At 67.4% G+C, this 12,727-nt stretch carries 12 protein-coding genes and 2 tRNA genes; 12 read left to right on the top strand and 2 right to left on the bottom strand.

Going from position 1 to position 12,727, the window contains the following annotated elements; genetic code table 11:
* Positions 1–147 precede the first annotated feature (147 nt).
* The 11 genes from ybeY to NTX40_07225 all read left to right on the top strand — a co-directional run bounded on the left by ybeY (position 148) and on the right by NTX40_07225 (position 11,783).
* Positions 148–624 (top strand): rRNA maturation RNase YbeY, encoded by a 477-nt coding sequence (gene ybeY, locus NTX40_07175; GenBank protein ID MCX5648861.1) that lies wholly within the window; start codon positions 148–150, stop codon positions 622–624.
* 13 nt (positions 625–637) lie between these two features.
* Positions 638–1,921 (top strand): hemolysin family protein, encoded by a 1,284-nt coding sequence (locus NTX40_07180; GenBank protein MCX5648862.1) that lies wholly within the window; start codon positions 638–640, stop codon positions 1,919–1,921.
* A 204-nt stretch (positions 1,922–2,125) separates the two neighbouring features.
* Positions 2,126–2,863, top strand: coding sequence for a DNA repair protein RecO (gene recO / locus NTX40_07185; protein ID MCX5648863.1), 738 nt, complete (start codon positions 2,126–2,128; stop codon positions 2,861–2,863).
* 84 nt (positions 2,864–2,947) lie between these two features.
* Entirely contained in the window at positions 2,948–4,243 is a 1,296-nt protein-coding gene (gene bamD / locus NTX40_07190) for an outer membrane protein assembly factor BamD (protein MCX5648864.1), read from the top strand.
* Positions 4,240–4,743 (top strand): LPS assembly lipoprotein LptE, encoded by a 504-nt coding sequence (gene lptE / locus NTX40_07195; protein ID MCX5648865.1) that lies wholly within the window; start codon positions 4,240–4,242, stop codon positions 4,741–4,743. Before bamD ends, lptE begins: the two co-directional genes overlap by 4 nt.
* A 61-nt stretch (positions 4,744–4,804) precedes the next feature.
* Complete coding sequence (ftsH, locus tag NTX40_07200; GenBank protein MCX5648866.1) at positions 4,805–6,778, top strand: ATP-dependent zinc metalloprotease FtsH; 1,974 nt, start codon at positions 4,805–4,807, stop codon at positions 6,776–6,778.
* Positions 6,779–6,782: 4 nt separating this feature from the next.
* Positions 6,783–8,009 carry a dihydropteroate synthase gene (folP, locus tag NTX40_07205; GenBank protein ID MCX5648867.1) on the top strand — a complete coding sequence of 409 codons (1,227 nt, stop codon included), beginning with the start codon at positions 6,783–6,785 and terminating at the stop codon, positions 8,007–8,009.
* Positions 8,006–8,887 (top strand): diadenylate cyclase CdaA, encoded by an 882-nt coding sequence (gene cdaA, locus NTX40_07210; GenBank protein MCX5648868.1) that lies wholly within the window; start codon positions 8,006–8,008, stop codon positions 8,885–8,887. The genes folP and cdaA overlap by 4 nt, the downstream gene beginning before the upstream one ends.
* Positions 8,884–9,891, top strand: a complete 1,008-nt coding sequence (locus tag NTX40_07215; GenBank protein ID MCX5648869.1) for a hypothetical protein — start codon at positions 8,884–8,886, stop codon at positions 9,889–9,891. The genes cdaA and NTX40_07215 overlap by 4 nt, the downstream gene beginning before the upstream one ends.
* A 15-nt stretch (positions 9,892–9,906) precedes the next feature.
* Positions 9,907–11,172, top strand: coding sequence for a glutamate-5-semialdehyde dehydrogenase (locus NTX40_07220; GenBank protein MCX5648870.1), 1,266 nt, complete (start codon positions 9,907–9,909; stop codon positions 11,170–11,172).
* Positions 11,173–11,339: 167 nt separating this feature from the next.
* The gene (locus tag NTX40_07225) at positions 11,340–11,783 is read left to right on the top strand and encodes a hypothetical protein (GenBank protein ID MCX5648871.1); all 444 of its coding nucleotides are present in this window, start codon (positions 11,340–11,342) and stop codon (positions 11,781–11,783) included.
* A gap of 71 nt (positions 11,784–11,854) precedes the next feature.
* Here the strand turns inward: NTX40_07225 and NTX40_07230 are convergent.
* Positions 11,855–11,941, bottom strand: a tRNA-Leu gene (locus NTX40_07230).
* A 157-nt stretch (positions 11,942–12,098) separates the two neighbouring features.
* On the opposite strand from NTX40_07230, the gene NTX40_07235 reads away from it, so the two are divergent.
* Positions 12,099–12,174, top strand: a tRNA-Ala gene (locus tag NTX40_07235).
* A gap of 314 nt (positions 12,175–12,488) precedes the next feature.
* On the opposite strand, the gene NTX40_07240 is transcribed toward NTX40_07235, so the two are convergent.
* A partial coding sequence (locus NTX40_07240; GenBank protein MCX5648872.1) for a hypothetical protein occupies positions 12,489–12,727 on the bottom strand: 239 nt, incomplete at its 5' end.

Raw genomic sequence — 12,727 nt, forward strand, 5'->3', positions numbered from 1 at the left:
GCCGGGTGCCCTATCCGTCGGAGGAGCCGTCCGACGCCCAGGTCCAGGAGCCCGCGAGAGACGCAGGGGAGCGATCACACGGAACTTTGGACGGAGGACACGAGTAAGGTCTTGATTCAAGCCGGTCGCACGGAGAACTGAAGGACCATGGCTAAGATCGAGATCACGGATCTACAGGATTGCATCCCGCTGGAAAAGAAACTGATTCTCCTGGTGTTTCGCCGGGTGATGAAGGAAGAAGGGTGTTCGGCTCGAAGCCTGAGCGTCGTCTTGACCGACAACCGCCACATCCGCGACCTGAATCGGGAATATCTCGGCAAGGACACGCACACCGACGTCATCAGTTTTCCGCTCGAGGACGTGGACTGGCCCGGCAACGGGTCGAACGGCGGGGTGAACGGCGAAATCATCGCGTCGGCGGAAATGGCCTTCCAGCAGGCCAAGGCCAGAAACATCGACCCCCGGGCGGAACTCCTGCTGTACCTCGTGCACGGCCTGCTGCATCTGATCGGGTACGACGATCGGACGCCGAACGCTGCGGAACGGATGCACCGCCGCGAGGATGCACTCTTGGAGCAGTTCGGGTTCGCCAACATCTACGCGACCCGTCCGGCTGTTCAGTAGGAGGGTCCCCTTTTTGTCGCACGTCTGGCTCGGGTCCGGCATCGTTGCCGCCGGCCTCGCCATGTTTTTTGCGCTCGCCGGCCACGCCCTCAGCCGATTCTCCCGCGCGCGCCTCGAAGAAGCGCTCGAACGTCGAGGCCGGGCGGAGGAACTCGGCCGGCTCTTCGCGCATCACGACGACCTGGTGCGCACGACCGCCCTCCTCCACGTCCTCGCGCTGGTGGCCTGGACGGCGACGGCGATCCTCTGGGCCTCGGCCGAGTTCGGCACGCCGCTCGGCTGGCTCGTCGGCGTGATCCTGGCGGCCGCGGGCGCCGTCAGCCTCGGCGGCGTCCTCCCGATGGCCTGGGCACGCTACGCCCCCGAAAGCGTCCTGGCGGCCACGCTCCCCGCCCTTCACGCCTGCCGCCTCGCGTTCCAGCCCGCGGCCAGGCTCCTGGGGATTCTGGACGGGCTCGTGCGCCGGCTGGCGGGCGTCCCGGGGGGTCCCGGCGCGCCGGGATCGCCCATCGAGGAAGAGATCCGCAGCGTCGTCCGCGAAGGCGAACGCGAGGGCGCCCTCCACGAGGACCAGAAGGACATGATCGAAAGCGTCATCCGCTTTAGGAAGGCCGACGTCACCGAGACGATGACCCCGCGGACCGACATCGTGAGCATCGACGCCGACGCCACTCCCGACGAGGCCCGCCGCCTCATCGTTCTGAGCGGCCACAGCCGAATCCCCGTCACCGGCGGCGCCATCGACACGATCGTCGGCATCCTGTACGCCAAGGACCTTCTCTCGGACGAGGCCGCAGGACGGACGACCGCCCCGGTTCGCGTCGCCGACGTGATGCGGCCGCCCCTGTTCATCCCCGCCACGAAACGCCTCGACGAACTCCTGGCCGAGTTCCGGCGCGCGAAGGTCCACATGGCCGTCGTCCTGGACGAGTACGGCGGGACGGCGGGCCTCGTGACCATCGAAGACCTCATCGAGGAAATCTTCGGCGAGATCGCCGACGAATACGAGGAACCGGCCCCCGTCCCCATCCGCCGGCTCGACCCGCGCACCTGGGAGGTCGAGGCCCGCGCCCACATCGACGAGTTGAACGATGAGTTATCCCTTAACCTGCCGGAGAACGAGGATTACGAAACGATTGGCGGATTCGTCCTCTCTCGCCTCGGGTACATCCCGAAGGCGGGAGAAGTGCTCGAGCACCAGGGTCTCCGGATCACGGTCCTGGAGGCCGAGGACAGACGCATCACGCGGTTGCGGATCGAACGGGCGCCCGCAGCGCCGCTTCGTGGCATTATTTAGCCCGGCGTGAATACACGCCGGGCGCCGTTCACGCCGGGGCGCTGCCCTTACGCGACACAACGGCGCCCCCGGTGTGTTCACCGGGGGCTAAATAAACGGCACGCGGCGCGGCGCTCGAGGCGGGCGCGGCAAGGATTCCCATGACACGCTCCCGCCTTCCTGTTATCCTACGGGCGGCGCGCAGCGGAGGAAGAGCCCGTGGCGATGTACAAGTCGGCAGCCCTTGTCCTCAGATGCCAGGATTGGAGCGAAACGAGCCAGGTGGTTCTCCTCCTGGCCCGCGACGTCGGACGCGTGCGGTGTCTGGCCAAGGGGTCGAGGCGTCCGAAGAATCCGTTCGGCGGCCCGCTCGACCGCTGGACCCTGGGCGAGGCGGTCTTCAGCCTGCGCGACCCGAACCAGTTGGCCGTCCTCGTCGAACTGTTCGAGACGGAGCGGTTCGAGGGCGTCCGCCGGCGGCTCGAAGCGTTCTACGGGGCGTCGCTCGTGACGGAACTGGTCATCGCCCTCGTGCCGGAGGCCGACCTGCAGCCGGAGGTCTTCGACCTCGTGGTGCGGGCGCTCTCGGTGCTGGCCGACGCGGAGCCGGAGGCCTCCCGCGCGATCGCGTATGCCTTCGCGTGGCGGCTGCTCGCGCTTCTGGGCTACAGCCCCGAGATGGCGCGGTGCGTAGAGTGCGGCGCCGGGCTGGAGGGGGGCGCGGCGGCTGACTTCAGCCCCGTCTCGGGGGGCCTCGTGTGCCGCCGGTGCCGACCGGCCGGCGACACCTGCCGCCTCAGCGCCCGGGCCGTCGAGGCGGTGCGGTTCCTCGCGGGGGCCGACTGGAACGAAATCCCTCGCGTCCGCCTTTCCGAAGCGACCGGACGCCAGATACGGACCGCCCTGGATCGGCGAGTCGAGGAACTGGCCGGGAAGCAACTCTCGGCCACCGAGTACGTTTAAGTACCAAGGCGAACCGCCCGGACGCCGCGCCGAACGAGGTACACGGCGGCATCGGGCAGGTTCGCGGGGAGGAAAGGCGGCGTGATGCGAAGCCTCGCAATCTGGTCGGCCGCCTTGGCCATCGTGGCACTGGCGGCGGCGAACGCGCCGGCCGGCTGGGTGTGGCGAAACGGCCGGTGGAAATACGTCGAGACGAAGTGGCCGGAGGCCCCTGCGCCGTCGCCGGCGCCCGCGCCGGAGCCGCCCAAGGCCCCGCCGGCCGTGCCGCCGAGCGAAAAGGAAACCCCGCCGGCGCCCGCCCCGGAGCCGCCCAAGGCCCCGCCGGCCGCGCCGCCGAGCGAAAAGGAAACCCCGCCGGCGCCGAAACCCGCGCCTGAACCCGCCCCGGAACCGGTGGTTCGGCCGGCGCCCGAGATGCCGCCCGCCCCCGCCCCGGAACCGAAGCCGGCACCCGCCGTTCAACCGCCGGCCGCGGCGACTGAAACGCCTGCCGCCGAATTGAAACCGCCCTGGTATGCCTGGTGGCGCCGCTCGCCGAACCCGAACCCCGACCGGACGCTTTTCGAGGAAGGGAGCCGGGCCATGGAGGCCGGCAACCCCGGCAAGGCCTCACGGACGCTGAGGAGCCTGATTAAGAAATACCCGGACTCGGCGTACCGGGCGGAGGCGATGTGGCGGCGCGGGGAGGCGCTGTTCGCCCAGAAGGACTACTACCAGGCGTTCGAGCAATACGAAGAGATGCTGACGCAGTACGCGGGGAGCCCGCATTACCGCCAGGCGCTGGAGCGCCAGATGGCAATCGCGGAACTGTATCTGGGCCCGGTGCGCCGACGGGTGTGGGGGATGCCGCTGTTGTCGGGCGAGACGGAGGCGATCGAGATCCTTCGCCGGGTGTACGAGCACCAGCCGGCGGGAGACCTGGCGGAGGCTTGCTTGCTGCGCATCGCCGACTATTATTATGAAAAAGGGCAGTGGCAGGAAGCGGAGGACTACTACAACAAGTATTGTCAGGCGTTTCCGAACGGCGGCCGGGTCGTCCACGCGGAACTGGCGCGGGCGAAATGCGCTATCGCCAGATGCAGCGGGGCGCGGTATGATGTGACGAGCCTCGGGCTGGCGTACGACCGCCTTCGCCGGTTCCAGCAGAAGTATCCGGACGCGGCGCAGGAGGAAGGCGTGGCGGACTTGCTCGCGCAACTCCGCCTCTCGCAGGCCGAGGCCCTTTACAATGTGGCCGCCCATTACTTCCGTGCGGGCAAGCCCCTGGCGTCGGCCTTCTACGCCGAACAGGTCGTCGCGCGATACGCCGACACCCCCTCGGCCGACGAGGCCCGGGCACTGCTGGCAAAGATGAACCTCGAAAAGGAGTCAAAGCCGTGAACGCCCCCGGAGCCCGGTTCGCAGTGCTGGTGTTGTCGGCGGCCCTGGTGGCCGGTTGCGGGTACAGCACGGAGTCGCTGCACCGGACGGACGTGCGGACCGTGGCCGTCCCCATCTTCGCCTCGCACGAGTTCCGGCGGGAACTGGAGTTCGAACTCTCCAAGGAACTCGTGCAGATGATCGAAATGCGCACGCCTTACAAGGTCGTCCAGGACCGGACCCGGGCGGACACGGAATTGCGTGGCGAGATCCTCGACCTGCGGTCGCCCGTCCTGGCGGAGGACGTGAGGTCCGATTCGCCGATCGACGTCGAGGTCACTGTCTTGTGCTGGTTCGAGTGGAAGGACCTGCGGACGGGCGAGATGTTGGCCCAGCGGCCCAACCTCCAGGCATCCGCCTCCTACGCCGTCGCGATCGGCGAAACACTGGACTCGGCCACGACGGAGGCCCTCCGACGCCTCGCCGAACGAATCGTCGAGGCCATGGAAAAGGACTGGTAGCCGCCGGCCGCTCCGGCCGACCGGCTGGGGCGGCGAGCGGCACGGGCAGGAAAGCGGACGCATGCGCGGACCCGAGTTGCCGGACGACAACCCGAACGACGAAGGCACTTCTCCCCCGCCCCGGATGCGCGGCCTGCTGGGATGGGTCCTGCTGTTCGGCCTGGCCATCCTCGTGGTCTACGCGCTGACGCAGCACCTGACGCGGTCGCCGGAGTTCTCGCGCGAGCAACTCTACAAACTCCTGGCCGATCCCGACGCCATCAAGCGAATCTGGGTCCACGGAAATATCGTCTCGGGTGAAATCAATCCGGCCCCGGAGTTCCAGAACCAGTACAAGACGGACACCTTCACGGTCCACCTCCAGGATGAGGAGGTGGCCCGATACATCGCCCGCCTGGAAGACAACGAGACCGTCCGCGCCAAGTTCGTGAACGCGGACAATCAAAGTTTCACGCCGGATAACCCGTTCCTCTGGCAGATGCTGGTCTACACGATGCCGCTCCTCGTTCTGCTGCTGTTGCTGTGGTTTTTCGTTTCTCGGCAGATGCGGATGGCGGCCGGGGGCGGCGTCCTCTCCTTCGGCCGGAGCCGCGCTCGTCTGGTCAAAAAAGAGCGCGTCAAGGTCACCTTCGACGATGTGGCCGGCATCGAGGAGGCCAAGGAAGAAGTCGGCGAAATCATCGAGTTCCTCAAGAACCCGCAGCGGTTCCAGGTGCTCGGGGGTCGGATACCGCGCGGCGTGATGCTCGTCGGACCGCCCGGGACGGGCAAGACGCTCCTGGCGAAGGCGATCGCCGGCGAGGCCGACGTCCCGTTCTTCTCCATCAGCGGATCCGACTTCGTCGAGATGTTCGTCGGCGTCGGCGCCAGCCGCGTCCGCGACCTCTTTCAGCAGGCCAAGGCCTCCAGCCCCTGCATCATCTTCCTGGACGAGATCGACGCCGTCGGCCGGCGCCGAGGCATGGGCTTCACCGGAGGCCACGACGAACGCGAGCAGACCCTCAACGCCATCCTCGTCGAAATGGACGGATTCGACACCAACGAGCAGGTCATCATCATCGGGGCCACCAACCGGCCGGACGTCCTGGACCCGGCGCTTCGGCGGCCCGGGCGGTTCGACCGCGAGGTCGTCATCCATTTCCCCGACCTGAACGAACGCGAGGCCATCCTGAAGGTCCACGCCAAAAACATCAAACTCGCCGAGGCCGTGGACCTCGGGGTGCTGGCGCGCGGGACGCCCGGCTTCACCGGGGCGGACCTGGCGGCCATCACGAACGAGGCCGCCATCCGGGCGACGATGCTCTCAAAATCCGCCGTCGAACAGGACGACCTCGAAGAGGCACGCGACAAGGTCCGATGGGGACGAACCAAACGCAGCCGCGCCATGGACGAAGAGGACCGACGCTTGAGCGCCTACCACGAGGGCGGACACGTCCTGATGTCGATCCTCCTGGAGCCGGACGTCGAACCGCTCCACAAGGTCAGCATCATTCCGCGCGGCATGATGCTCGGCGCGACGATGTTCCTGCCCGAGAAGGACCGCTACACGATCAAGCGGAGGCAGTGCCTGGGCCAGATCAAGGTGGCCTTCGCCGGACGCATCTCGGAGGAACTGTTCTTCGGCGACATTACGTCGGGCGCCGCCGACGACATCCGCCAGGCCACCCTCATCGCCCGACGCATGGTCATGGATTGGGGCATGAGTGACCGCATCGGACCCGTCCGCTACGCCCCCCAGGAGGAAACCACCCCGTGGGGCAGCGAACTCACCGGCCCCAAGGAACACAGCGACGCCACCGCCCACGCCATCGACGAAGAAGTCCAGACCATCGTCAACAAATCCTACGCCGAGGCCAAGGACCTCCTCGAACGCAACCGCGAGGCCCTTCGCCGGATCGCCGAGGCCCTCCTGAAGCGCGAGGTTCTGTCGGCCGACGAGGTCCGCCGCGAAATCGAGGGGCTTCCCCTCGCCAAACCCGCCCCCGCCGGTCCCGAACCGTCCGGGAAAGCCCCCTCCGGAACCCGCAAGGATTAGCCACGTGCGGCTGACACGGTGGAACCCCCGCGTCGTCGAGGCGACGAACGGGGCCGCCCTCGCACGCGAAATGCACCACGCCGGCGCGGCGCCGGAAGGCATCGCCCAGGTGCTCGCGAGGACGGGGGCCCTGGCCGTCGCCCTCGAACAGGTTGACTGTCGCGCCGCCGACCGCCTCGAGCAGGAGATGCGCGCCGCCGGCGGCGACGCGGCCGTCCGTCGCGCCGCCGAACCCGGCCGGCGAGCGACCGACATGGTCCTCGTCGGAAACCGCCGCCAGTTCGAGACGCTCCGGGAGTGCCTGCGCCCAGAGACGGGCGACCTGGCGGCGCTCGGCAACCAGATCGCCGACGCGCTGGAGCGGCACGCGCGGCGCGAGTTCGAACTGGTGATGGGCGCCTATCGGCTCTCGGTCGGGCCCAGGCCGCTCCTCATGGGCGTCATCAACGTCACGCCGGATTCCTTCAGCGACGGCGGCAAGTTCCTCGAGGCGGACCGCGCCGTCGCCCAGGCCCGCCGACTCGTCGACGAGGGGGCCGACCTCCTGGACATCGGCGGCGAATCGACCCGGCCCGGAAGCGAAAGCGTCCCCGAAGCCGAAGAGATGCGGCGGGTGCTGCCCGTCGTCGAGACCCTGGCCGAGGCCGTCGCCGTCCCCCTGAGCATTGACACGCGGCACGCGCGGGTCGCGCGCGAGGCCGTGGCGGCCGGGGCCGCTCTCGTCAACGACGTCACCGGCCTCCAGGGCGATCCCGAGATGGCCCGGGCCGTCGCCGAAACCGGCGCCGGCGTCGTCATCATGCACATCCTCGGCGAACCGAAAACGATGCAGCAGAATCCGCACTACGACCACCTGATGGCCGACGTCGTCCGGTACCTGCGCCGGGGCATGGCCTTGGCGGAGGAGGCCGGCGTCCCCGAGAACCGGATTCTCGTGGACCCCGGCATCGGTTTCGGAAAAACGCTGAAGCATAACCTTGAAATTCTCGCCCAATTAGGGCACATTCGGAGCCTGGGGAGGCCGATTCTCGTCGGCCCGAGCCGAAAACGCTTCCTCGGCGAACTGACCGGCGTCGAGGCGCCGGCCGAACGCACCGGCGGGACCGCTGCGGCCTGCGCCTTGGCCGTCGCCGCCGGGGCGCTCGTGCTGCGGGTCCACGACGTGGCCGAAACGAAGCAGGCCGTCGCCGTCGCCGCCGCCATCGCACGGGCGGCCGAGAGAGAATCATGAACGAGGCCATCCATTACCTGGGCCGGCTCCTCCACACCTTCACGTGGAAGGACGGGCTGGAACTGGCGCTGATCGGCGGCGTCGTGTACCTCGTGTACCGCAGCCTCCGCGGAACGCGAGGCGCGAGGCTTGTCCGCGGATTCGTCTTCCTCCTGCTCATCATCTTCGTGGGCGTCCGCCTCGTGTCGGACTACCTGCACCTGGAACGCGTCCAATACCTCTACGACAAACTCCTGCTGGTGATGGTGGGCTTCGCGCTGATCGTCTTCCAGCCGGAACTGCGTCGGAGCCTGATGCGCCTCGGCCAGAACCCGCTCCTCAGGCTCTTCCTGAAAGAGGGAGCGTCGGCGTTCGTCGAACGCATCGTGCGGGCGGCCGCCACTCTGAGCCGAAACAAGGTCGGCGGCATCATCGCCGTCGAACGCGACGTCCGCCTCGGGACGCTGATCGAGAGCGGCATGCCGCTTGACGCCCAGTTGACGAGCGAACTGTTGACGACGATCTTCTGGCCCGGCTCGCCGCTGCACGACATGGGCGTGGTCATCCGGGGAGGCCGGATCGCCGCTGCCGGCTGCGAGTTTCCCCTCTCGCACCAGGCCATCCTGGATCCGCACCTGGGGACGCGGCACCGGGCGGCGGTGGGGCTGACGGAGGAGTCCGACGCCGTCGTCATCGTCATCAGCGAGGAGACGGGGCAGATTTCGCTGGCGGAGGGCGGCCGGCTCCAGCAGGACCTTACGCCGGAGGAGTTGCGCGAACGCCTGAAGGAGTTCTTGCACGGGGCGGAAGCCACCCTCACGGAACATTCCCTCGAGACGCCCGAGCCGACCCCGCTCGAAGAATCGCCGACCCCCTCCGCAGACACGGAAGGCCCATGAACGAAAGCATCCGAACCCTGTTTGCCGTCGTCGTCCTCACCGCCGTCATCTGGGTCTGGGCGGACCTGGAACTGGCGCGCGAGGAGACGCTCGACGTGCCGGTCGCCGTGTCCGCCCCGCCGGACTACCTTGTCCGCCGCGTCACGCCCGATCGCGTCTTCGTCAAGTTCAAGGGCCCGAAGGGTGAGATCGACGAGTTGCGCGCAACGCCCGACGCCCTCGCCTGCCGGATCACCCTCGCGGGAGCCGACCGGAAGACCGGACGCGTCGTCGCCAAAGCCGCCGAAGGCTTCGACCACTGGAAACCCTACCGCCTGAGCCTGATGGGCATCACAGACGAGAACGGCCAGGTGACCAGCGGCGAGGTGGTCGTCGACCTGGACCGCCTGGTGCGCCTGCGGGTGCCCGTCAAGCCGATCGTCACGGGATACACGGTCACCGGCCAGCCGACCGTTGATCCGCCGGAGGTGACCGCCGTCGTGGCGGAGTCGGCACTGGCCGCCTTGCCGGAGGCCAAGCGGTACGCGTCGGCCCGGCTGGCGGTGACGGCGGCGCCGAAGGACCCGCAGATCGAGCGGGATGTCGCGCTGGAGCCTCGCCTCGGCGGCGCCGACGGCATCGAGGCCACGCTCGAGCCGCCCACCGTCCGCGTCACCGCCCAACTCGAATCCACCGTCAGCACAAAGGCCCTCGCCCAGATCGCCATCCTCATCGCCGGGCCCCCCGAGATGCTCAACACCTACGACGTCGTCTTCCAGGAAGACGCGGACCGCCTGATCGACCTCAAGGTCCAGGGACCCCGACAACTCGTCGAGCCCCTGACGGGCCAGGACGTGCGCGTGGAACTGGTCCTGGCGCCGGACGACCGGCCGGTCGGCGAGGGCACGTGGATCCCGCGCGTGCCGAAAGTCTTCGGCCTCCCGGTCGGCGTCGAAGTCGTCGGGCCGCTGCCGACCATCAACTTCAACCTCAAGAAACGCAAAGTCGAAGCCCCGACCCCGTAGGCGAAGGAGTCCCGCATGGCGCAACCCGACGGGGCGCACCAGTCCGAGGCGATCGGCCGACGCGCCCGGGCCGCGGCCCGGCATCTGGCGGCCGCCGGGACGCGGGCCAAGGATGCCGCCCTCGCGGCCACGGCCGACGCCCTCGGCTCGCAGGCGAAAATGATTCTCGCGGCGAACGCCGCCGACTCTTCCGACGCCACGAAAGCGGGCCTCTCCGCCGCCATGATCGACCGCCTCACCCTTTCAGCCGCGGAAATCGAAAAAATGGCCCAGCAGGTCCGCGAGATCGCCGACCTCCGCGACCCCGTCAGCGAAATCATCGAAGGCTACGTCCGCCCGAACGGCCTGCGGATCGAACGCGTCCGCGTGCCCATCGGCGTCATCCTCGTCATTTACGAATCGCGCCCGAACGTCACGAGCGACGTCGCCGCGCTGTGCCTGAAGAGCGGCAACGCGGTCATCCTCCGCGGCGGAAAGGAATCGCTCCGGACGAACCTCGCCATCCACCGCGCGATCGCTGAGGCCGTCAAAAGCCAGGGACTCCCTGCCGACGCCGTCCAGATGGTCGAGAGCCCCGACCGCGACCTCCTGGCGGCCCTCCTGCGAGAGGACCGCCTGATTGACCTCGTCGTGCCGCGCGGCGGCGAAGGCCTCATCCGCGCCGTCGCCGAGCAATCCAGAATCCCCGTCATCAAACATTACAAGGGCGTCTGCCACGTGTACGTCGACGACCTGGCGGACCTGGCGATGGCCGCCGAGATCTGTTTCAACGCCAAGGTCCAGCGCCCGGGCGTCTGCAACGCCATGGAGACGATGCTCGTTCACAAGAACGTGGCGGCCCGGTTTCTGCCGCGCATCTGCAAACGCCTCGTGAAGGCAGGCGTGGAACTCCGCGGGTGCGAGCGGACCCGCGCCGTCTGGCCCGACGCCAAGCCCGCCGCCGAGGAGGATTGGTACGCCGAGTACCTCGACCTCATCCTCGCGGTCCGCGTGGTGGACGATATCGAGCAGGCGATCGAACACATCGCCCAGTACGGCTCGAACCATACCGACGCCATCGTGTCGGAGGACGTCCGGCGCATCCAGCAGTTCGTCCGCGACGTGGATTCCTCCAGCGTCATGGTCAACACTTCGACGCGCTTCTCGGACGGGGGGGAATACGGCCTGGGGGCCGAGGTCGGCATCTCGACCGACAAACTCCACGCTCGCGGACCCATGGGCGTCCGCGACTTGACCACCTACAAGTGGATCGTCACCGGCACCGGCCAACTGCGAACCTGACGGAAACGACGAATATCGAATGTCCAATAATGGACGCCCAATCATGAAGTAACGGCCGTGCGCCGATCCGCATGCTGCGCTCGGTATACGCAATGCGCTAATGGCGAATCCGTTCCCTGGCGAGGATGGGATCAAGGACGCTGAGAATCTCGGAGGGAGGAGGTGCAATGGCTAGGCGGCTGACTGTTTCACTCAGAGCGAAGCGGGCGATGGAGGTGACCCGCGTTTCCATACACGGCAAGAAACTCGTGTACGTCATCCAGGCCCAGAAGCCCTGGAAGTATCGTGAGGGTCGTTCCAGGGTTGTCTACATCGGCACGACGAGGAAGGGTGTTACGCGGATTGCCCAAAGCGCAGCCGCCAAGGCCAAGCAGGTTCTGGAACTTCACGGTGTGCGGGCGTTTGAAGTTCGGATTCTGGCATGCGCCCCGCGGCGAAACGTAAAGACTTGGTTGAAACTCGAACGCGCGCTCTTGGCGGTATTCCGTAAAGAGTATGGAGCGCCGCCCAAATGCAATACCGTCGGCAAGCGCGTGAAGTGGCGCGACGACATAGAGGGAAAGTACTTCAAGCGCAGCCGTCTGGTAAATATCTTGGCCTCACTGGCGTGAACCGGTCCGCGTTGCCGTCCACTTCGTCATTCGGAGTTCCTTGTTGGATATTCGATATTCGCCGTTATCTTTGGTGCGGGAGGGGGGAGTCGAACCCCCAGGCCCCGAAGGGCACAAGGACCTAAACCTTGCGCGTCTGCCAGTTCCGCCACTCCCGCACGAAGAAGCGGCCTTCATCATAATCGCCCCGCCGCGCCGACTCAACGGCTTTCATCCCCCGCCGGCCGCGCGGGCGAATCGCCGGAAAAGGTTTTCAAACCCTTTCCAGGCCCTTGATTTGCCTCGGCCGACGGTTATAATCCAGTCCGCTTGCGTGGGGCCGTAGCTCAGCTGGGAGAGCGGCTGGTTCGCAATCAGCAGGTCAGGGGTTCAAATCCCCTCGGCTCCACCAGTCTTCGTTCGCCGCTTGCGGTGAACGAAGACTGCCGCGGCGTAGTCCCGACCTTTCGGGACGAAGCCGGGCTCTTGCCCCTGGCACATACGCGTCGAACTTCGCCTTGGCAAGCCATCCGCCGGCGCTACGGGGCGCGGAAATCGGCAGGACGTGGCAGGTGGTCGGGCGGCCAGAGGCAGACAGGAAAATCCGGTCAGGGGGCGGCCTGGTAAATCGACGGCGTTTCATCGGCTCGTAGCCCCCCGCGCAGCGTCGCACGCGAGGATCTACCTCAGCAACTCTCCCCCTCGCGTCAGTGACGCGCGCCGCTTTCACCTCTTCCGGGGCTTGTCTGGAAGATTGAACGTGAACAGGTACTCGTAGCCGTCCTCGATCCAGCGTCCGGCGTATCCGTCGCCGATTTCCGCCCACGAGGCGCGAACGTCGTTCACGCGGCCGTTGGCCGAGTTCTCCGCGACGAAGAAGGACTTGCGGCGAGGTTGCTTTCCAACGAGAAGGTATGGGCCACCATCGCCGGCGTCCTTGATGTCCAGGACCATCTCGGGGCAGC

The sequence above is a fragment of the Planctomycetota bacterium genome, from assembly GCA_026387035.1.
In the GTDB taxonomy this organism is placed as follows: domain Bacteria; phylum Planctomycetota; class Phycisphaerae; order FEN-1346; family FEN-1346; genus JAPLMM01.

Excerpts from the sequence above, each read along its gene's own strand:
- NTX40_07220 (MCX5648870.1), top strand. The coding sequence starts at position 9,907 with ATGGCGCAACCCGACGGGGCGCACCAGTCCGAGGCGATCGGCCGACGC.
- NTX40_07215 (MCX5648869.1), top strand. The coding sequence starts at position 8,884 with ATGAACGAAAGCATCCGAACCCTGTTTGCCGTCGTCGTCCTCACCGCC.
- bamD (MCX5648864.1), top strand. The coding sequence starts at position 2,948 with ATGCGAAGCCTCGCAATCTGGTCGGCCGCCTTGGCCATCGTGGCACTG.
- NTX40_07225 (MCX5648871.1), top strand. The coding sequence starts at position 11,340 with ATGGCTAGGCGGCTGACTGTTTCACTCAGAGCGAAGCGGGCGATGGAG.
- ftsH (MCX5648866.1), top strand. The coding sequence starts at position 4,805 with ATGCGCGGACCCGAGTTGCCGGACGACAACCCGAACGACGAAGGCACT.
- recO (MCX5648863.1), top strand. The coding sequence starts at position 2,126 with ATGTACAAGTCGGCAGCCCTTGTCCTCAGATGCCAGGATTGGAGCGAA.
- cdaA (MCX5648868.1), top strand. The coding sequence starts at position 8,006 with ATGAACGAGGCCATCCATTACCTGGGCCGGCTCCTCCACACCTTCACG.
- ybeY (MCX5648861.1), top strand. The coding sequence starts at position 148 with ATGGCTAAGATCGAGATCACGGATCTACAGGATTGCATCCCGCTGGAA.